Source organism: Blastococcus sp. CCUG 61487 (assembly GCF_005222955.1).
Classification (GTDB): domain Bacteria; phylum Actinomycetota; class Actinomycetes; order Mycobacteriales; family Geodermatophilaceae; genus Blastococcus.
This window is the reverse complement of record NZ_LWUA01000222.1, coordinates 21044-39395: the sequence shown is the minus strand read 5'-3', so window position 1 is coordinate 39395 and position 18352 is coordinate 21044. Positions and strand designations below refer to the sequence as shown.

Below are 18352 nucleotides of genomic sequence, written 5' to 3'. Positions count from 1 at the left end.
GGGGACGAGCACCGGCGGCGCGCCGGGGTGACCACCGAGGCCTCCCGCACGCCGGAACCGCCCCCGGCTCCCGACCCCGGCCCGGCGGATGCGGCCGCGCCGCCCGCCGCCCCACCGGCAGGCGCAGGCCCGGGCTGGGCGCCGGCCGGGGGTGGGCAGGGGAGCTCCGGTCCGGTGGCGACCCAGCCGCGGACGGGTCAGCAGCAGCCGGCACCGGTCCAGGGCGGTGCTCCCGCCCCGCGGCAGCCGGCCCCGCAGCAGCCCGCACCGCAGCCGGCCCCGCCACCACCGGCCCCACCGGCGCCGGCACCCCAGCCCCAACCCCAGCCCCAACCACAACCCCAGCCCGAACCGGAGCCCGCCGAGGACGCCGACGGCTATCCCTGCCCCTGCAAGCTGGTGGGCGGCGTGCTGATCAGCCTGACCCGGCTCGTCGGTGGCCTGCTGCCGGGCTGACGGCCGTCCCGGGGCGCGGGTTAGGTTCGCTGCATGAGCGCCCGCGACGACGTCTCCGAGATCTTCGACAGCTCCGCGTGGCGGCCGGTGGAGGGGTTCGACTTCTCCGACATCACCTACCACCGCGCCGTCGACGCCGGCGTCGTCCGGATCGCCTTCGACCGGCCCGAGGTGCGCAACGCGTTCCGGCCGCAGTCGGTCGACGAGCTGATCACCGCGCTCGAGCACGCCCGGCTGTCCACCGACGTCGGCTGCGTGATTCTCACCGGCAACGGGCCGAGCCCGAAGGACGGCGGGTGGGCGTTCTGCTCGGGCGGTGACCAGCGGGTGCGCGGCAAGTACGGCTACGAGCACGACAAGGGCCGGTCCAGCGGGCGGCTGCACATCCTCGAGGCGCAGCGGCTGATCCGGTTCATGCCGAAGGTGGTCATCTGCGTCGTCCCCGGGTGGGCCGCCGGTGGCGGGCACAGCCTGCACGTCGTCTCCGACCTGACCCTGGCCAGCGCCGAGCACGCGCGCTTCAAGCAGACCGACGCCGACGTCGGCAGCTTCGACGGCGGGTTCGGCTCGGCCTACCTCGCCCGGCAGGTGGGCCAGAAGTTCGCCCGCGAGATCTTCTTCCTCGGCGAGGAGTACACCGCCGCCGACGCGCACGCGATGGGCATGGTCAACCGCGTCGTCCCGCACGCGGAGCTCGAGGCCACCGCGCTGGAGTGGGGCAAGAAGATCGTGGCCAAGTCGCCGACCGCCCAGCGGATGCTCAAGTACTCGTTCAACCTGATCGACGACGGGCTGGTCGGCCAGCAGCTGTTCGCGGGTGAGACCACCCGGCTGGCGTACATGGCCGAGGAGGCCGTCGAGGGCCGGGACGCCTTCCTCGAGAAGCGCGACCCCGACTTCACCCAGTTCCCCTGGCACGTATAGCGGACTTTCGGTACCGAAAGTTCGGGACTTTCGGTACCGAAAGTCCCCGAGGTGAGGAGATGCCGTGATCGTCGAGGTGGTGACCGGGGCCGAGGAGCGCCCGGAGGCGCGGGTGGTGGAGATCGACGACCTGAGCCGGCTGTTCCTGGCGCTGGGCCAGGTCACCGACGAGGAGGCGGCCGAGGTGCTCGAGCGGTCGGGGCTCGGGCGGCTCCAGGACGGCGCGACCGCCCACCTGGACGCCGCCGCGCTGCGGGCCGCCGCCGAGCCGCGGGCCGGCACCGGCGACTGGCCGGAGCAGTGGGACGCGATGGTGGCCTCCGCCCGCGCCGAGGGGCGGCTGTCGGCGGACGGCGCCACGATCACCGTGTCGGTGCAGCCCGCCGCGGGCGCCTGAGAGCGAGCCCGTACCGAAACTCGTCAGGAGGTTCCGGGCCCAGGTCATTGTGGTCACTCCACCGTTCGGGTCACTATGTCGCGGTGCGCATGACCTGCAGGTCCTTGGATCCCACGTGAGCGGTACGCCCGGGCGCCCGCTGAGTGCCGAGCTGTCCGAGCAACTGCTGTCGGTCGCTGTCGACATCCTGGCCGAGGAGGGCTGGAGCCGGCTCAACAGCGACCGCGTCGCCGCGCGCGCTCGCGCGGGCAAGGCGGGCATCTACCGCCGCTGGCCCACGATGGCCGCGCTGGCGCGGGCCGCCGTCGGCCGGGTGCGCCTGGTCGCGACGCCGGAGGACACCGGCTCGCTGCGCGGCGACCTGCGCGCGCTGGTGGACAGGTGGACGGTGCCGCTGGACCGCGAGGAGCGTGCGGCGGCCAGCATCGTCGGCGCGGCGCGGCACGACGAGCAGCTGCGGGCCGGTCTCGAGGAGGCCCTCGTGCAGCCGCTGGCCGAGGCGGTCGCCACCATCGGCTCCCGCGCCGAGGCCCGGGGCGAGGGTGTCTCGTCCGAGCGGCTGGCGCTGCTCGGCTCGGTGCTCGAGGCGTTCTGGTGGCAGCGGTTCACCGCGGCCGGCGACGGAGCGATGATCGCCGACCAGGTCGACCGGGTGGTGGCCGAGGTGCTCGTCCCGCTGCTGGGCCGGTCCGACGAGCGGGTGGCCGCCGGAACCGCGGTCAGCTGACGCGGCGGTCCGGCGTCGGTAGCGCTGCCCGGAGCTCGGTCACGGCCGTCGAGCCGGCCTGCATGTTGCCCAGCAGCTGGTCGCCGAGCTGCTTCACCGTCGCCGCGACCTCGGCGGCGCCGTACCCCTCGGCCACCCGCATCCGGTTCTCCACGACCAGCACCCGCACCGCGGCGAGCCAGGTGGCGGCGATCAGCGGCGCGGCGGTCGCGGTGTCCGCGGGCACCTCGTGGCCCGCGGCCGCGTCCCGGTCCCACGTGTCGAGCAGGGCGTCGGCGAGCCGGTACTCCGCCTCGAAGACCAGTCCGCGCTCGTAGCTGCGCAGGGCGTCCGACGCTGCCACCGTGGCCCGCATGCAGCGGTGCTCGGGGGTGTCCAGCGCGCTGATCTCGGCGGCGAGGAACTCGAGGAAGTGGCAGCGCAGAGCGGAGAGCGCGTCCACGCCGTCGGCGCGTTCGCGGATCGCGGTCGCGGGGTCGTCCACCCAGGAGATGCGGCCGTCGAAGAACAGCTCTTCCTTGGTGGCGAAGTGGTTGAACACCGTCTGGACGGCGACCCCGGCCTCGCGGGCGACGTCGGCGATGGTGATCGCGTCGAAGCCCTGCTCCGCGAACATCCGGTGGGCCGTGGTGCGCACCAACTCCCTGGTCGCTGCCTTCTTCTGCGCACGCCGCTGCCCGAGATCCCCCACGGGCACCAGGGTAGGTACCGAACGTGTTCGCCGCATGACTGGTGGTGAGGCGTACGCCACCCGTGTGCATCAACCGTGGCAGCGGGGCAGGAGGGGGCGGTGACCTCACCCCGCATCGCCGTCGTCGACGTCGACGGCACCCTCGTCGACACCAACTACCAGCACGCGCTCGCCTGGTACCGGGCCTTCCGGTCGCTCGGCGAGACGTTCCCCGTCTGGCGGATCCACCGGCTGATCGGCATGGGCGGCGACCAGTTGGTCGCCGCGCTCGGTGGTGACGACGTCGAGAAGCGGATCGGCGACGCAGCCCGCGAGCGCTGGGTGGAGGAGGTCGACCCGATGATCGGCGAGACGGCGCTGCTGCCCGGCGCGCGGGAGCTGATCGAGGCGCTCAAGGCGCGCGGGCACCGGGTGGTGCTGGCCAGCTCCGGCAAGCCGCACCACGTCGACCGCGCGCTGGACCTCCTCGACGTCCGCGAGCTGGCCGACGGCTGGACCACCAGCGACGACGTCGAGGCCACCAAGCCCGCGCCCGACCTGCTGCAGGTGGCGGTGCGGACGATCGGCGAGCCGGCCGACGCGCCCAGCCTCGTCATCGGCGACTCGGTGTACGACGTCGAGGCCGCGAAGAACGCCGGGATGCCGGCGGTGGTGGTCCGCTCCGGCGGGTTCGGCGACGACGAGCTGCGGGACGCCGGCGCCCTCGGCATCTACGACACCCCGGCCGACCTCGCCGCCGCCCTCGACGACCTCGACCTGACCTGCTTTTCCGCGGAGAAGCAGCCTGCGTTTCCGCGGAGAAGCAGCCCGCTTCTCCCCGGAAAAGCAAACTAGGAGGCGGCGGCGCTGCGGCCGAGCCGGCGGAGGACCTCCGCGGGATGGTCGGTGATGATGGCGTCCACCCCGAGGTCACGCATCAGGTCCATGTCCGACGGCCGGTTCACCGTCCACACGTGGACCTCCTTGCCGGCCGCGTGCGCGTCGGCGACGAAGTCCGGATCGGAGCGGATCACCGAGACCGCCGGCCCGACCGCCGTCGCGTTGCTGGTGATCAGCAGCTCCCGGCGCACCGTCCGCAGCCGCTTGCCGATCAGCTGCACCGTCGGCATCCCGGGTGCGAGCTCGCCCATCCGGCGGACGGCGAGCTGGGAGAAGCTCATCATCCGGACGGCGGGCCGCCCGCCCCACTCGATCGGCCGCCCGTTCCTCAGCAGCCCGAAGCGGGTCAAGGTGGCCGCCAGCTCGGCCTCGACCTTGCGGGTGTGCCGGGTCGGGTGCTTGGTCTCGATCGCCAGCCGCAGCTTGCCGGGCGTCGCGGTGATGTAGTCCAGCAGCCGGTCGAGGGTGAGCACGAGCCCGTTCTCGATCTCCGGCTCGTCGGTCACCGAGGTGATCTCGTCGTCGGCCCAGCGGCTCCGGCCCTTCGGCCGGCGGGCGCCGAACTGGTACTGCTCGAGCTCGGCCAGGTGCAGCGCGGAGACGACGCCGCGGCCGTTGGAGGTCCGCTTGATCTGCCGGTCGTGCACGCAGACCAGCACGCCGTCGCGGGTCAGCCGCACGTCGCACTCGACGGCGTCGGCACCCACGGCGGCGGCCTGGCGGTAGGCCGCGAGCGTGTGCTCGGGGGCCTCGGCGGTGTCGCCGCGGTGCGCGACCACCTCGATGGCGGTCACCGGAGCTGGGCGGGGTTGACGACCGGCACGCCCGGAATCCTGCCCCCTCCGGCGCCGAGCATGCACGCGGCGGGCCGGAAACGCCGCGACACGGATCGCCCGAGGGGCAGAAATGGCCATTTCTGCCCCCGCAGGTCAGCCCGCGAGCCCCGCCCGTCGCGCCCGGTACTCGGGCACCGACAGCATCGGCGGCCGCTCGTCCAGGGCGACGGCGGTGCTGCGCGGCACGAAGCCCTCGCCGTCGTGCCGGAACTGGGTGAGCAGACCCCCGGCGGTGGGCGGGAGGCCGCCCGCGCGGGCCAGCACGGTGGCCGCCACCTGCCCGGCCATCGCGCCCAGCGCCTCCTGGCTCTGCGAGGTGTGCCGGCGCTCGCCGAGGTCGACCTGGGCCAGGCCGCCGAGCCCGACCAGGCCCAGCAGGTCGACGAGCAGGCCGATCTCGACGCCGTACGCCCCGGCGAACGGCACCCGCTCGAGCACCGACCGCCGGCCCGCGTACTCGCCGCCGAGCGGCTGGACGAACCCGGCGAGCTCCGGGAACAGCGCGTTGAGCAGCGGCCGCGCGGTCAGCTCGGTCACCCGGCCGCCGCCGGTGGGATCGGTGCCGGCGTCGGTCTCCAGCGGGCGGGTGTAGCAGCCCTTCACGAAGTGGACCGAGGCGTCGGTGAGCAGCGGCCCGAGCAGCCCGGGCACGAAGTGGGCGACGTCGCCGCGCAGGTCGGAGTCGAGGAAGACGACCAGGTCACCGGAGGTCGCGGCCAGCGACTTCCACAGCGCCTCGCCCTTGCCGGGCCGGGTGCCGTGCGCGGGCAGCACGTCGGCGGTGGAGACGACGTCGGCCCCGGCGGCGCGGGCGACCTCCGCGGTGCCGTCGGTGGAGTCGGAGTCCACCACCAGGAGCTCGTCGACCAGCGGGGTGCGGCGCATCCAGCGCTCGGCGATGTCGGCCACGAGCGCGCCGACCGTCGCCTGCTCGTCGCGGGCGGGGAGGACGACGCTCACCCGGGCGCCGGCGCGGCGCTTGGCGTGCAGCAGCGCGTCGACGTCCACGGCCTCGAGGGAGGCGGCGGACGTCGTGCGGCTGTGGAACCAGGCACGGGCGTCGGGTCGCATCGCCTCACTGTCGGCCACGATCACGCCGCGCACCACTGACCTGTGAGGGTGTTCACTCGATCGTCACGCCACGACGGGGCCCGGCAGCCGCTCAGCGGCCGAGGCGCTCGCGGTACTTCGCGGCCCGCTTGGCGGCGGCGGCCCGGCGGCGCTCGCTGTCCCGGGCCTCCCGCAGGCGCGCCGCCTCGTCGCGCACCGCCGTCGCCGTCCCCACGGGGTATCCGGCCTGCTTGACCCGGTGCTCGGTGCCCTCGGGCATGTAGGCCACGGAGTAGAAGAGCCCGAGGAACACCCCGCCGAGGGCGGCCATCCCGCGGATCCAGAACTCGCCCGGCACGAACACGAGCACCAGCGCGATCGGGACGGCGAGCTGGACGAACGCGCGGGCGAAGTGCCGCAGCACCCAGGTGCGGGTGGTGGTGTCGTGCAGCACCCACGGGCTGAAGCGCGCCGGGAGCCGGCCGCCCAGCGCGTACCAGATCCAGCGGATGGGCCCGGGGCGGACGCGGCTCTGGGGGCCGTCCACCGCGGTCGTCTCGTGCACGGCCACGCTCGTTCGTCCTCCTCGGCTGAACCTCCGAGCTTAGGCCGGTTCGAGCGACAGCCGGCTCTGCTCCCCGACGGGGGTGCCCTCCCCGGTGGGCTCCGGGTGGCCGAGGTCGGTGAGCCAGCCGCGCAGCACCCGGTGCAGATGCTCGGCCCCGACGACCTCGCCCGGATCGGCCCACGCCGCCGGGTAGGCGAGCAGCCCGCGCTGCTGCTGCCCGCCCAGCCCGCCGTGCGAGCCGACGTGCGGCTCGAAGGCCGACGCCTCGTCGGTCGCGGGGTCGTACCGGCTGTTGATCACCAGGTCGGGGCAGTGCGGGAACGTCGAGGTGCGGGCGACCAGCGCCGCGGCGTGCGGTCCGTACGGCAGCAGCGGGTCGGTGCCCAGCACCTCTCCCGAGCGCAGCCGGTGCAGCCCATCGCGCCCCAGCACGACGGGCCCGACCTCGGCGGAGTGCACCAGCACGAAGCCGACGCCGTCGTGGTCGACCAGGCCGGGCAGCAGCCGGGGCCAGCGTCGCTCGATCTCCTCGACCGTGGCCCGGCCGGCGATGTCGGCGAAGGAGACCACCGCGGTGTGGCCCGACACCGCGCAGACGACGCCGGGAGCGGCCAGCGGCACCCCGCCGGCCGTCGTCCGCACCGGGCGGCCGTCGTCGTCGCCACCCTCGTACGGTTCGGCGGCCTCGGCGCGCTGGCGCAGCCGGCGCGCGATCGGCCCGCTGCCCTCGGCCAGCGCCGCGCCCACCTGCCAGCCCTCGGTGGCCCGCCGGCTGTCCCGCGGGCCGGTGAGGTGCCGGCCGCGGGGCTGCACGTCCGCATCGCAGAGCCCCCCGACCAGCTCCTCGATCGAGTAGCCGAACCGGTCCTCGAACGCCCAGCCCTGCGTCTGGCCGTGGTCGGAGAGGCACACCAGGTGGTACGGGCGCGGCCCGAGCGCGCTGGCGCGGTGCAGCCGGCCGATCTGCTGGTCGATGCTGCGCAGCACCTCGAGGGTGTCGAAGCGCTCGACTCCGGAGTGGTGGGCGACCTCGTCGTAGCCGAGGAAGTCGGCGTACACGACGGGCCGGCCGGCGAGCATGTCCTCCAGCAGGGCGGAGACGACGACGTCGCGCGCCACGACCGCCGTCGCCGCCCGCGCCAGCGGGTAGAGGCCGCCGCGGGGCACCCGGGGCCGGACGTCGGCGCGCCGCTGCCGGGCGGCGGCGGAGAGCTCCCGGTAGATGTCGACCGCCGCGACGCCGAGCGTGCGCACCGCGTTCACCGGGTTGGCGAAGTAGGCGTAGTAGCCGGCGCCCACCCGGTCGCGGCCGCGGCGCCGCCGCCGGGCCCCGGCCGGCACCACGTGCGCCAGCGAGCTGAGCGTGAGGCTGACCGCGCGGGCGTCGCCGGTGAACAGGTTGCCGCGGCCGGCGCCGTCGGGGGCGAGCAGCCCGCGCCCGTCGGAGTGTCGGCGCTCGACCTCGGCGGCGTCCCGCGGGTTGGAGACCTGCAGCAGCCGGTCGTGCTCCTTCTCGTACCAGCGGAACGCCGGGATGTCGTGGTTGGAGCCGTGCAGGATGCCGCACTGGCTCGCGCCGGTCTGCGAGCTCCAGTCGGTGTGCCACTCGCCGAGCACGTGGCTGCCCTCGCGCAGCCAGGCGGCCAGCGTGGGCATCGACCCGTCGCGGACGGCGCGGCGGGCGGTGTCGGCGCCGAGCCCGTCGATCTGCAGGAACAGCACGCCCGGCGGCAGCGGCTCGCCGGAGACGCGCGCGTCGGCCCGGCGGCGGGCCCGGCGGAAGAAGATCTCGTCCTCGTCGACGGCGAGCAGGCTGTTCACCACGGCCGAGACCCCGGCCATGGCGACGGCGACCACCACCGAGGTGGTGAAGCTCCGCACCTCCACGCCCGGGATCGCGGTGAACACGCCCAGCACGCCGGCGCCGAGCAGCAGGAAGCCGCCCAGCCCGAGGGTGAGGAAGGTGAACGGCAGCGCGATCCGCAGCACCACCGGCCAGACGCCCGCCGTCAGCAGCCCGAGCAGCAGCGCGGCCACGGGCGCGTGCCACCACGCGTTCATCCGGAAGCCGCTCAGCCAGGTGTCCAGCGCGAGCAGCGCCCCGGTGGCGACGGCCCAGGTGAGCAGGACGCGGGCGATCGTGCGACCGGTCTGGAGCACCCGGCCGGCGGGAGCGGGTCCCGTCACCGCTGCTCGGCCGCGGACGTTGCCCTCGACGCTTCTTGGTCAGGGCCAAAAGCACGCTTTTGGCCCGGACGGGCGGCGGGGGAGCGGCGGCGCGCGGCGATCAGGTTGAGCACCCCGCCGACGACGAGCACGAGCAGGGTGGCGATGAGGACGGCGATCAGCGGCGAGTCGAAGATGCCGCCGCTGATCACCCCGAGCAGCGCGTAGGCGATCGCCCACAGCAGCGCGGCGAGGAACTGGGCGGGCACCAGCCGGCGCCACGGGTAGCTCAGCGCCCCGGCGGCCAGCAGCACCGGGATGCGGCCCGCGGGCAGCAGCCGGCCGACCAGCAGGATCTGCCAGCCGTGCCGGTGGAACTGCTGGCGCACCTCGGCGATCCGCTCGGCGTGCTGGCCGCGGGAGACCAGCCGGACCGCCGCGGGCCCGCCGAACCGGCAGACCGCGAAGGTGATGAGGTCGCCGAGCAGCGCGGCGAGGGTCGCCAGCGCGATGACCGTGGCCAGGCCGAGGTCGTTGCTGGTCATCGCGAAGGCCGCGGCCGAGCCGACCACGGCGCCCGTGGGCAGCACCGGCGCCACCGACCCGATGAACACGCCGGCGAACAGCAGCGAGTAGCCGACCGACGTCGGCTCGGCGCTCGCGGCGAGGACACTCACGTCGAGGACGCTCACGGCGTCACCCCCGGCAGCAGCGGGACCGCGCCGCCGGGCTCGGCGATGGCGACGGTGGTGGCCAGGCCGCGCTCGGCGACCGCGCGGGCGAAGGTGTGCGGCGGCTCGACCAGCAACCGGCGCATGCGGGCGCGCACGGGGGTGGGCAGCGACGTCGTCCCGGCGGGGGCGAGCGTGCCCCAGTGCACCGGGACGGCGGTCCGGGGGCGCAGCCGCGCCACCGCCTCGGCCGCCTCGGCGGGGTCGAGGTGCCCGGGGCCGAGGTCGGGACCCCAGCCCCAGACAGGGAGGACGGCGACGTCGATGCCGCGGTCGCCGAGGCCGGTCATGCCGTCGTGCAGCGCGGTGTCGCCGCTGACGTAGACGGTGGCGCCATCGGCCTCGAGCAGGTGGCCGACGGCGTGGGCGTCCGGGCCGGAGGTGAGCCGCGGCCCCCAGCGGTGGCCGCTGTGCTCGGCGTGGACGGCGGTGACCCGCAACCCGCCGAAGCCGAGCGTCTCGCCGCTGGCGATCTCCTCGACCCGCGAGAAGCCCTGCCGGCGCAGCCACGCACCGGCGCCGCGGGGGACGACGAGGGTGGGCCGGTCGTCGAGCAGCCGCAGCGAGCGCAGGTGCAGGTGGTCGGGGTGCAGGTGGCTGAGCAGGACGACGTCGACACCCGACCAGAGCGCCGGATCGGGCGGCGGCACCATCCGGCGCAGCGGGCCGATCGAGCGGGTGAGCACCGGGTCGGTGAGCACGGTGCACCCGGCCAGCTCGACGCGGACCGTCGAGTGGCCGAGGAAGTGCAGCTCGGGGATGCCCACGACGGCCAGTATTCGCTGGCCCGGCGTCGGATCCCAGCGACATGGCCTGGGAAGGGCTGCCCGAGATCTGCACACTCGGGGCTTTCGGGCCCCGGAAAGCCCCGAGTGTGCAGATCTCGTGGGGCGAGGGGCGCGGGGTCAGGAGGCGGAGACGGGGGCGAGGGCGAGGAGGTCGGTCGCGGTCTCGGGGGTGAGGTCGTGCGGCAGCGCGCGGCCGTGCAGGAGCTGCACCCCGGTGGCGACGGCGGCCTCCCGCAGCTCGGGGGTGGCGATCCCCCCGGCGACGACGTCGAGCCCGAAGCTCGCCGTCGTCTGCACGATCGCGGCGAGCACCCGCAGCGCCCGCTCGGTGTCCTGGCGGGCGGCCAGCGCGTGCAGGTCCACCCGGATGAGGTCGAACGGGACGCGGGCGAGCAGCGCGAACAGGCTGTGTCCCATCCCGTAGTCGTCCAGGCAGAGCCGGACGCCGAGCCGGCGCATGGCCTCCAGCTCGGCGACCAGGGTCGCCGGGGAGGTCAGGAGCGTCTCCTCGGTGAGGGAGACGATCAGCCGGGCGGGCGCCAGGCCGGTGTCGGCCAGGGTGGTGGCGACGGCGGAGGCGAGCCCGTCACCGGAGACGTGCCCGGCGGGCAGGCTCACCGCGACGGCGACCCGCGGATCGGGCAGCGCGACGACCGCGGACGCAGCACGCTCGATCAGCCAGCGCTGCAGCTCGGCGCTGCGGCCGTGCCGCTCGGCCGAGGACCAGATGTCCGGGCCCTGCAGAACGCCGAGCGTCGGGTGGGTCCAGCGGGGAAGGGCGTGCAGCAGCTCCACCGAGCCGTCCGGGCCGACCGCGGCGTCCAGTCGCAGGCCCATCTCGCCCTCGGCGCGCGCGGCGTAGAAGACGTCGGTGTCGGGGGCGGCCTCCTCGGCGTCGGCGATCCGCACGCAGCCCTTGCCCGCGGCCTTGGCGGCGAGCAGCGCGGCGTCGGCCTTGCGGAAGGCGAGCCGCCCGCCACCGGGGCCGACCTCCGCCAGCCCGACGCTGGCGCCGACGGCATAGGTGCGGCCCTCCACGCGGTACGGCAGGCCCATGATCTGCACGATGCGTCCGGCCACGTCCGCGGCCTCGTCCAGGTCGCCGGTGACGACGACGGCGAACTCGTCGCCGCCGAGCCGGGCGATCACGTCGGAGTCGCGGACGACGGTGCGCAGCCGGCGGGCGACCTCGACCAGCAGCTGGTCACCGGCCTCGTGCCCGGCGCCGTCGTTCACCTGCTTGAACCCGTCCATGTCGAGCACCAGCAGGCAGCGCGGCGCGGCCGAGTCCGCGGCCAGCTCCTGGAACAGCACGGCGCGGTTGGGCAGCCGGGTGAGGTCGTCGGTGTAGGCCATCCGCTCGAGCTCGCGCTCGCGGCGGCGGCGGGTCGTGACGTCGCGCAGGTACAGCACCCGCCGGCCGCTGCCGGGCCGCTCGGAGGAGGCGACCTCGAGCTCCCGGGCGGTGCCGTCCTCGGCGGTCACGCCCAGGTGGATGGCGGGGCCGGTGCCGGTCGCGGGCTCCTCGCCCGCGGCGCGCAGGGCGGCGCGGTCCTCGGGGCGGACCAGGTCGAGCAGCGTGACGCCGTCGTCGAGGTCGGCGCCGATGCCGAGCAGCCGGCGCGCGGCGGGGGAGGTGAACAGCAGCTGGAAGTCGCCGTCGATGATCGCGATGCCGTCGGAGCTCGCCTCGACCAGCTCGCGGAAGTCCTCCTCGCTGCGGACGAGGTCCTCGGTCAGCCGGCCGTCCTCGCGGATGCGCAGCACCTGGCGGATGCCCAGCAGGACGAAGATCGCGCCGCAGCCGAGCTCGGCGCCGACCGACAGCGGCTCGTCGGCGAGCAGGGCGTAGGCCAGGGCGGCGGGCAGGCTCAGCATGGCCAGCACGACCAGGCTCAGCCCGGCGCTGCTGATCACCGGGGCGGACGCGCGGGCCGAGCGGTCGGTGAACCGCACGGGGGAGCGGAGCAGGGCGAGGATCGCCAGCTGGAAGGCCAGCGCCACCGAGACGTCGGAGCCGGCGGTCCACAGCGGGGACGGCGCGAGGATGGCCATGGCCTCGCACGCACCGGCGGCGGCCTGCGCGGTGACCGCGAAGATCAGCGTGGTGACGGCGCTGCGCATCGCCCGGGTGGAGACGGTGCACAGCGCGCCGGCCCCACCGAGCATGACCGCGCTGTAGCCGCCGTAGGCGAGCACGAGCGTGCGCAGGTCCTCGGGGGCGTCCGCGGGGTTGACCAGCGGCGTCCGCAGCACCTCCGTGACCACGAGCAGGGCGAGGGTGACCAGCGCGCCGTCGACGAGCAGCGCCGTCCACCGGGTGCGCATGACCCGGCGGGCCAGGAGGAAGCAGGTGACCAGCGGCGAGGTAGCGCCGAGGAAGAGCAGGACGTCGTCGGCACCGAAGCCGTCGAACGCCGGGCCGGGGAAGAGCCCCGCGAGGAACTGCGAGACGGCGAAGCTGACCGAGCCGAACAGCAGCGGCCACCAGGGGCGGGCCGCGTTGCGGTCCATCTGCCACAGCCGGCGCGAGGCCAACGAGGCGCAGCTGAGCGCGATCGAGCCGAGCACGAGCTCGTCCCACTGCATGCCGGTGCCGTCGGGGGAGCTGAACGGCACGGTGACGGCGAGGCCCAGCAGCCCGAGCAGCAGGGTCCAGCGCAGCTGTGCGGGCATGGTCCGGAAGGTGGTCACGGGAGCACCACCGGGGTGCGGGGCGCGGGGACCGCGGCGGCGTCGAGTGCGGCGGCGGCGAGCTGGGCGCTGTCGGCGAGCCGGTCGGCCTCCAGCGGGCGGGAGAGCTGGAAGCCCTGGAGGTACCGGTGCCCCATGTCGCGCAGCAGCGCGAGGGTGGCCGGGGTAGTGACGCCCTCGACGATCACCGGCAGGCCGATGCTGGCGCCGAGCTGCAGCACCGCGCGACACATGGCGCGGCGGGCGGGGTCGTGCTCGACGTCGGCCAGGAAGTACTGGTCCATCTTGAGGACGTCGACCGGCATGCCGACCAGGTAGGCCAGCGACGACCAGCCGGTGCCGAAGTCGTCGACGGCGATGCGGACGCCGAGCCTGCGCAGGGCGCCGAGGTCCTCGATGACGTGCGCGTCGTCGAGCAGCACCGATTCGGTGATCTCGACGAGCAGCCGGGAGGGGTGCAGGCCGCTGGTCTCCAGCGCCGCGAGCACGTCGGGCACCAGTTCGCCGCTGCGCACCTGGCGGGCGGAGACGTTGACGGCGACGCCGAGCTCCGCGTCGTCCTGGGCCGCGACGGTGCGGCAGGCCTCGAGCAGCACCCACCGGCCGATGTCGATGATCAGCGAGGTCTCCTCGGCCAGCGGCACGAACTCCACCGGCGGGACGTCGCCGAAGACGGGGTGCTGCCAGCGCAGCAGCGCCTCGACGGTGACGGTGCGCTGCAGGACGGCGTCGACGACCGGCTGGAAGACCAGCCGCAGCTCGCCGCGCTCCAGGGCGCCGCGGAGGTCGGTGCGCAGGGCGGTGCGGCGGTCCTGCTCGGTGCGCAGGGCGTCGTCGTAGCGGTGCACGCAGCCGGTGCCGGCGCGGCGGGCGGAGCGCAGCGCAAGGTCGGCCCGGCGCAGCGCCTCGCCGGGGTCGAGGTCGTGCTCCAGGGCGCTGACACCGGCGGCGGCGGTGAGCGGCAGGGTGCCGGTCGGGGTGGCGAGCGGGCCGACGGTGGCGATCAGCCGGGCGGCGACCACCTCGGCGTCGGCGACGCTTCCCTCGACGAGGACGACGAAGTCGCCGTCGGTGCCGCGGGCCAGCCAGTCCTCGCCGCGGAGCGCACGGGACAGCCGGGAGCTCAGCGCGCGCAGCACGGTGGCCTCGGCGGCGGGGGAGAGCACGTCCGGCCCCCACCCGCTGATGCCGATGAGGGCCATGGCCAGCGGGCGGTCGTCGGTCTCGCGGGCCAGCGCGCCGAGGCGGCGGACCAGCGCCGTCCGGTTGGGCAGCCCGGTGACGGCGTCGGTGAGGGAGAGCTCGAGCAGTTCGGTGTCCGCGCCGGGAGCGGGGGCGCCGACGCTGACGTCGCGGCAGTGCAGCACCAGCCCGCCGACGTCGGGGTCGCCCCGCAGGTCGCGGATGGTGGCCTGGACCAGGCGCCAGGTGCCGTCGGGCTGGCAGACGCGGGCGGTGCGGACGGCGGTCTCGCTGCCGCTGAGCAGCGCGGCGAACAGCCCGGCCCGGTCGGCGGGGTGCACGGCCTCGGCGACCGGCCGGCCCAGGACGGCGGCGGCGTCCAGGCCCAGCAGGTCGGCGGCGGCCTCGGAGGCGAAGGTGACGCACAGGGCGTCGTCGAGGAGGACGACGGCGTCGACGCTGCTGCGCACGAGGGTGCGCAGCGAGATCTGGCTGCGCCGCAGGGCGCCGGCGAGGCGGCGCTGCCGCTGCCACAGCACGACCTGCGCGGTGAGGACGGCGACCAGGCCGGCGGTGGCGGCCGCGAGGCCGGGGCCGAGAGCCTGGACGAGCAGCGCGCCGATGACGACGACGGCTGCTGCGGCGACGGCGACGGGCCCGGCGCGCCCCGCACGGGGCGCCGCCGGGAGCTGCCCCGGAGCCGACGCGGTGGTCACCTCGTGGATGTCGGGCTCCGCGGCGCCCTGCTGCAGCGCCGGTACCCCCCTGTCACCCCATCGGGGGTACCGCCGCATCTTGCGGATCCCTTGCGGCTTCCTCGGGGCGGGCCTGCGGATCGGCGCCGATGGTCGACGGCGAGCAGGGAGCGGACCAGCCGCTCCGCAGCCCAGGGAGACCGCACGCCATGAGCACCAGCACCGCTCGCCGGGTCAGCGCCGGCAGGATCGTCGGAAGCATCGCCGTCGTCGGCGCCGCGGCTGCCGTGGCCGGCCTGGGGACCTTCGGCGCGTTCACCAGCAGCACCGAGGCGGTCGAGGCCGTCGCCGACACCGGCGTCCTCTCGATCGACGTCTCGATCGCCGGCACGTCCGCGCCGGTGCCCTACAGCTCGTTCGGGATGCTGCCGGGCGACTCGGGTTCGTTCCCCATGGACCTGCGCAACGGCGGCTCGGTCGACCTGGCGTCGCTGGTCTTCGAGTCCCGCGCCACCACCTCGAGCCTGCTCGACACGGATCAGGTGAACGGCCTGCAGCTGAAGCTGGAGACCTGCGCGACGCCGTGGAGCGCGTCGGGTCAGAACTGGACCTGCTCCGGCGGGGCGACCGAGCTGTACGACGGCCCGATCGTGGCGAACTCGCCGCTGACCGGGGCGCGCAGCCTCCAGGCCGGCGTCGTCGACCGGCTGCTGGCCACCGTCTCCTTCCCGGACACGAACCAGAACGCGCTGCAGAACCAGAGCAGCACCTTCGAGTTCACGTTCACCGGCACGCAGCGGGACGGCGGCAACCGCTGATCCTCGCGCCCACGGCCTGACCGCGAGCCGCCCGGTGGACGTCTGCACATGACGGCCACCGGGCGGCTCGTCACATGCGCCTCATCGCGTCCCACCCGCCTCGCAGGCCCGTCATGCCGCGGGCGGGAGCCCTAGGTTCGGGTCTTCGGCACGACGAAGGGGGAGGCCATGGAGATCACGCAGCACGCGCACCAGCGGGACACCGTCCGCCGCTACCTCTCGATCGGCTTCTGGCTGGTCGCGGCCGCGGGCGCCGCCGCGCTCGGGCTCGACGTCGACGGCGACGTCCTGGTCTGACGCCCTCCGCAGGGTTGCCGGTCGCCGTCCGATCTTTCGTGACTGCTGCGATCTCGTGGCGGTTCCGGGCCGGATGGCCACGAGATCGCAGAACCCAGGCCCACCGTCGGTTCGCGCGGCACCGACCCCGGCGCTCTTGCTCCTCGCTGAGAGTTGCTCCGACGACGCTTTCCTCCCAGATGCGCCCCCGAGCCGTGAATCCGCACCTACCGGCGGTGCCGTCGGTGCAAGGCCAAGCAGCTGAGTTCGCGGAGCTCAGCCCGCCGAGACGTCAGATGGTCGGCGGCCGCAGAGCGCTTGGTCGTCCGCGTTAACTTGCAAGGGTGAAATTCACGTCGAGCGGGTCATCATGTGAAATTCTGGCCCGAAGATGGACGTCGACGTGAACTCGTAGGAGCTCCGGTTGCAAGCGGATCGCTTTTCATCCTCCCCTGTCGGACACCTCGAGCCTGTCCGTGGCACCGACGGCCGCACCGGCCGGGAGTACGACCACGTGGCGTTCATCCCAGATCCGCTAGCAGACGATCCTGTCCTCTCAGGCGACACCTGGCGGGCGGTCAGTCGCGCCGGGCATGCCTTGGGCCGCTTGCTCCAGGCCGGCCGTCAGATACCTCAGCCGGGACTGCTGCGACGCCCGACGCTGCGCCGGGAGGCGCAGAGCACGTCAGCGCTCGAAGGGACCTTCGCTCCGCTGGAAGACGTGCTCGCGGTGGACGCGCTGGACGAGGGGAAGTTGTCGCTCGAGCTGGCCGAGGTGTTGAACTACGTCCAGACGGCCGAGTTCGCCTTCGCGGAGCTGGCTGACGGGCGGCCGCTCGGTGTAGCCATGGTGGAAGACATGCAGGGGCGCCTGGCACGCGGTACCCCGGCTGATACCGAGCACGCCGGTCATGTCAGGACCATCCAGGTCGCCATCGGTGAAGCGGGCGGCAGCATCGAAACGGCGCGCTACGTGCCTCCTCCACCTGGCCCGGAGTTGGAGCGTTCGTTGCGCGACCTGTTGGACTGGATGAACACGTCACGAGCCGCGCGACGTGACCCTGTGGTGGCCGCGGCAATGGCGCATTACCAGTTCGAAGCACTGCACCCCTTCAACGATGGCAACGGACGGATCGGCCGCCTGCTCGTGGTCCTGCAGCTCATCCAGGACGCGGCCCTGGAGGATCCGCTCCTGAGCATCTCGCCGTGGTTCGAGCAGCGGCGCCGCGAGTACCAGGACCGCCTGCTCGAGGTCAGTGCCAGCGGTGATTGGGATGGGTGGATCAGATTTTTCGCGGAGGGAATCGAGAACTCCGCTCTGGACACTGCCATCCGGGTGGACCGTCTCCTTCGCGTCCAGGAGGGCTACGCCCAGACCCTGCGAGATGAAGGTGCGGTGGGCCTCGTCCGGGATCTGGCGGAGTCCCTCATCGCCTACCCGTACATCGACGTCTCGCGGACGGCGGCGCGGCTGGACAGCACTTTTCAGACGGTCAACAAGGCGGTAGCCCGCCTTGTGGGCCTCGGCATCTTGCGCGAACGAACGGGCCGCCCGTACGGCCGTCTCTTCGAGGCGCCCGCTGTGGTCGAGGTCTTGACGGCCCGCCAACTCACCTGACGCGACTCGCCTTCGTTCGATGCTGCCGATCAGGGATGTCAGGACGTCGGACGGGCCGTCGTCCCCGCGGTCGAGCCGGCCGTCGGACCGGCGGTGCTGCCCGCCGTCGCGCCGGCGTCCCCTTCGAGCAGGGCGCGCAGCACCGGCTCGATCTGGTCGGCCATGAACACGTGCCCGGCGTCGGTCGGGCTGATCGCGTCGGTGGCGATCAGCCCCGCGTCGTCGAAGAACCAGCGCTCGCTGAGCGGGTCCACCCACGTTGCCCCCGCGACGTAGGCGGCCAGCTGGACGGCGTCGCGCACCCGCGGCAGCTCCGGCGGGACGACGACGTCGGTCCACGCCGGTCCGATCACCACCACCTGGGTGTCCGGGGCGGCGGCGAGGATCGCCTCGATGGTGCGGGTCGCCGCGGCGGTGATCTGCTGCGGGGACGCCACGTAGTCGTTGCGACTGCCGAACACGATGGTCACGTCGGCGTCGGGCTCCGGGAAGCGCTCGACGAGCGCCGGGAAGGCGGAGCCCGTGGTGGCACCGGCCACGTAGCCGGCCTCCGGCACGGCGTGCAGCGGAGTGGAGACGGCGTCGAGGCGCTCGCTGACCAGCGCGGGCCAGCCGGCCGGCCCGAGGCCGCCGTACTCGGTGCCCGAGGTGAGGAAGTCGCCGTAGAAGGCGAGGACCGGCCGGTCAGCGGGCTCCTCGGGTGAGTCCTGCGCCGCGGCGGCGGGCGGGTCGAACGACGGCGGGGTCCGGTTGCTCGCCACCCACGCGGAGACGCCGACGGCGATCGCCATCACCAGGAGGATCGCCAGGACGACGAGGCCCTCGGTCCGGCTCGGCATCGGCAGGCTCCGGAAGA

Annotated in this window: 18 protein-coding genes; 8 read left to right on the top strand and 10 right to left on the bottom strand. The window is 74.4% G+C overall.

Features of this window, described 5'->3' with window-relative positions:
* From A6V29_RS21285 to A6V29_RS11460, 4 genes are all read left to right on the top strand, one after another.
* A partial coding sequence (locus tag A6V29_RS21285; RefSeq protein ID WP_212719290.1) for a hypothetical protein occupies positions 1-456 on the top strand: 456 nt, incomplete at its 5' end.
* Positions 457-489: 33 nt separating this feature from the next.
* Complete coding sequence (locus A6V29_RS11470) at positions 490-1380, top strand: 1,4-dihydroxy-2-naphthoyl-CoA synthase (protein WP_137160413.1); 891 nt, start codon at positions 490-492, stop codon at positions 1378-1380.
* 64 nt (positions 1381-1444) lie between these two features.
* Positions 1445-1777 carry a hypothetical protein gene (locus tag A6V29_RS11465; protein WP_137160412.1) on the top strand — a complete coding sequence of 111 codons (333 nt, stop codon included), beginning with the start codon at positions 1445-1447 and terminating at the stop codon, positions 1775-1777.
* 115 nt (positions 1778-1892) lie between these two features.
* Positions 1893-2504: a TetR-like C-terminal domain-containing protein gene (locus A6V29_RS11460; protein ID WP_137160411.1), complete on the top strand. Its 612-nt coding sequence runs from the start codon at positions 1893-1895 to the stop codon at positions 2502-2504.
* On the opposite strand, the gene A6V29_RS21280 is transcribed toward A6V29_RS11460, so the two are convergent.
* Positions 2497-3195: a TetR/AcrR family transcriptional regulator gene (locus A6V29_RS21280; protein WP_212719287.1), complete on the bottom strand. Its 699-nt coding sequence runs from the start codon at positions 3193-3195 to the stop codon at positions 2497-2499. The two genes, A6V29_RS11460 and A6V29_RS21280, sit on opposite strands and share 8 nt — an antisense overlap.
* 99 nt (positions 3196-3294) lie before the next feature.
* Between A6V29_RS21280 and A6V29_RS11450 the strand changes: the two genes are divergently transcribed.
* Positions 3295-4029, top strand: a complete 735-nt coding sequence (locus A6V29_RS11450; protein WP_137160410.1) for an HAD family hydrolase — start codon at positions 3295-3297, stop codon at positions 4027-4029.
* Here the strand turns inward: A6V29_RS11450 and A6V29_RS11445 are convergent.
* The 8 genes from A6V29_RS11445 to A6V29_RS11410 all read right to left on the bottom strand — a co-directional run bounded on the left by A6V29_RS11445 (position 4026) and on the right by A6V29_RS11410 (position 14883).
* Entirely contained in the window at positions 4026-4868 is an 843-nt protein-coding gene (locus A6V29_RS11445) for a glycerophosphodiester phosphodiesterase (RefSeq protein WP_212719284.1), read from the bottom strand. The genes A6V29_RS11450 and A6V29_RS11445 overlap by 4 nt on opposite strands.
* Before the next feature lie 135 nt (positions 4869-5003).
* Positions 5004-5981, bottom strand: coding sequence for a glucosyl-3-phosphoglycerate synthase (locus A6V29_RS11440; protein WP_137160408.1), 978 nt, complete (start codon positions 5979-5981; stop codon positions 5004-5006).
* Positions 5982-6072: 91 nt separating this feature from the next.
* The gene (locus A6V29_RS11435) at positions 6073-6507 is read right to left on the bottom strand and encodes a DUF5313 family protein (RefSeq protein ID WP_502700085.1); all 435 of its coding nucleotides are present in this window, start codon (positions 6505-6507) and stop codon (positions 6073-6075) included.
* A gap of 57 nt (positions 6508-6564) precedes the next feature.
* Complete coding sequence (locus A6V29_RS11430) at positions 6565-8715, bottom strand: phage holin family protein (protein ID WP_137160406.1); 2151 nt, start codon at positions 8713-8715, stop codon at positions 6565-6567.
* Positions 8712-9386, bottom strand: coding sequence for a DedA family protein (locus A6V29_RS11425; RefSeq protein WP_137160405.1), 675 nt, complete (start codon positions 9384-9386; stop codon positions 8712-8714). The genes A6V29_RS11430 and A6V29_RS11425 overlap by 4 nt, the downstream gene beginning before the upstream one ends.
* Complete coding sequence (locus A6V29_RS11420; RefSeq protein ID WP_137160404.1) at positions 9383-10192, bottom strand: MBL fold metallo-hydrolase; 810 nt, start codon at positions 10190-10192, stop codon at positions 9383-9385. Before A6V29_RS11420 ends, A6V29_RS11425 begins: the two co-directional genes overlap by 4 nt.
* 138 nt (positions 10193-10330) lie before the next feature.
* Positions 10331-12907 carry an EAL domain-containing protein gene (locus A6V29_RS11415; RefSeq protein ID WP_137160403.1) on the bottom strand — a complete coding sequence of 859 codons (2577 nt, stop codon included), beginning with the start codon at positions 12905-12907 and terminating at the stop codon, positions 10331-10333.
* Positions 12904-14883, bottom strand: a complete 1980-nt coding sequence (locus tag A6V29_RS11410; RefSeq protein ID WP_137160402.1) for a putative bifunctional diguanylate cyclase/phosphodiesterase — start codon at positions 14881-14883, stop codon at positions 12904-12906. Before A6V29_RS11410 ends, A6V29_RS11415 begins: the two co-directional genes overlap by 4 nt.
* A gap of 110 nt (positions 14884-14993) precedes the next feature.
* On the opposite strand from A6V29_RS11410, the gene A6V29_RS11405 reads away from it, so the two are divergent.
* The 3 genes from A6V29_RS11405 to A6V29_RS11400 all read left to right on the top strand — a co-directional run bounded on the left by A6V29_RS11405 (position 14994) and on the right by A6V29_RS11400 (position 17496).
* Entirely contained in the window at positions 14994-15602 is a 609-nt protein-coding gene (locus tag A6V29_RS11405; RefSeq protein ID WP_137160401.1) for a hypothetical protein, read from the top strand.
* Between the two features lie 168 nt (positions 15603-15770).
* Entirely contained in the window at positions 15771-15899 is a 129-nt protein-coding gene (locus tag A6V29_RS21935; protein ID WP_283956358.1) for a hypothetical protein, read from the top strand.
* A 493-nt stretch (positions 15900-16392) separates the two neighbouring features.
* Positions 16393-17496: a Fic family protein gene (locus tag A6V29_RS11400; protein WP_212719281.1), complete on the top strand. Its 1104-nt coding sequence runs from the start codon at positions 16393-16395 to the stop codon at positions 17494-17496.
* Positions 17497-17534: 38 nt separating this feature from the next.
* Here A6V29_RS11400 and A6V29_RS11395 read toward each other — a convergent pair whose 3' ends face one another.
* Positions 17535-18335 carry an SGNH/GDSL hydrolase family protein gene (locus A6V29_RS11395; RefSeq protein ID WP_137160399.1) on the bottom strand — a complete coding sequence of 267 codons (801 nt, stop codon included), beginning with the start codon at positions 18333-18335 and terminating at the stop codon, positions 17535-17537.
* Positions 18336-18352 lie beyond the last annotated feature (17 nt).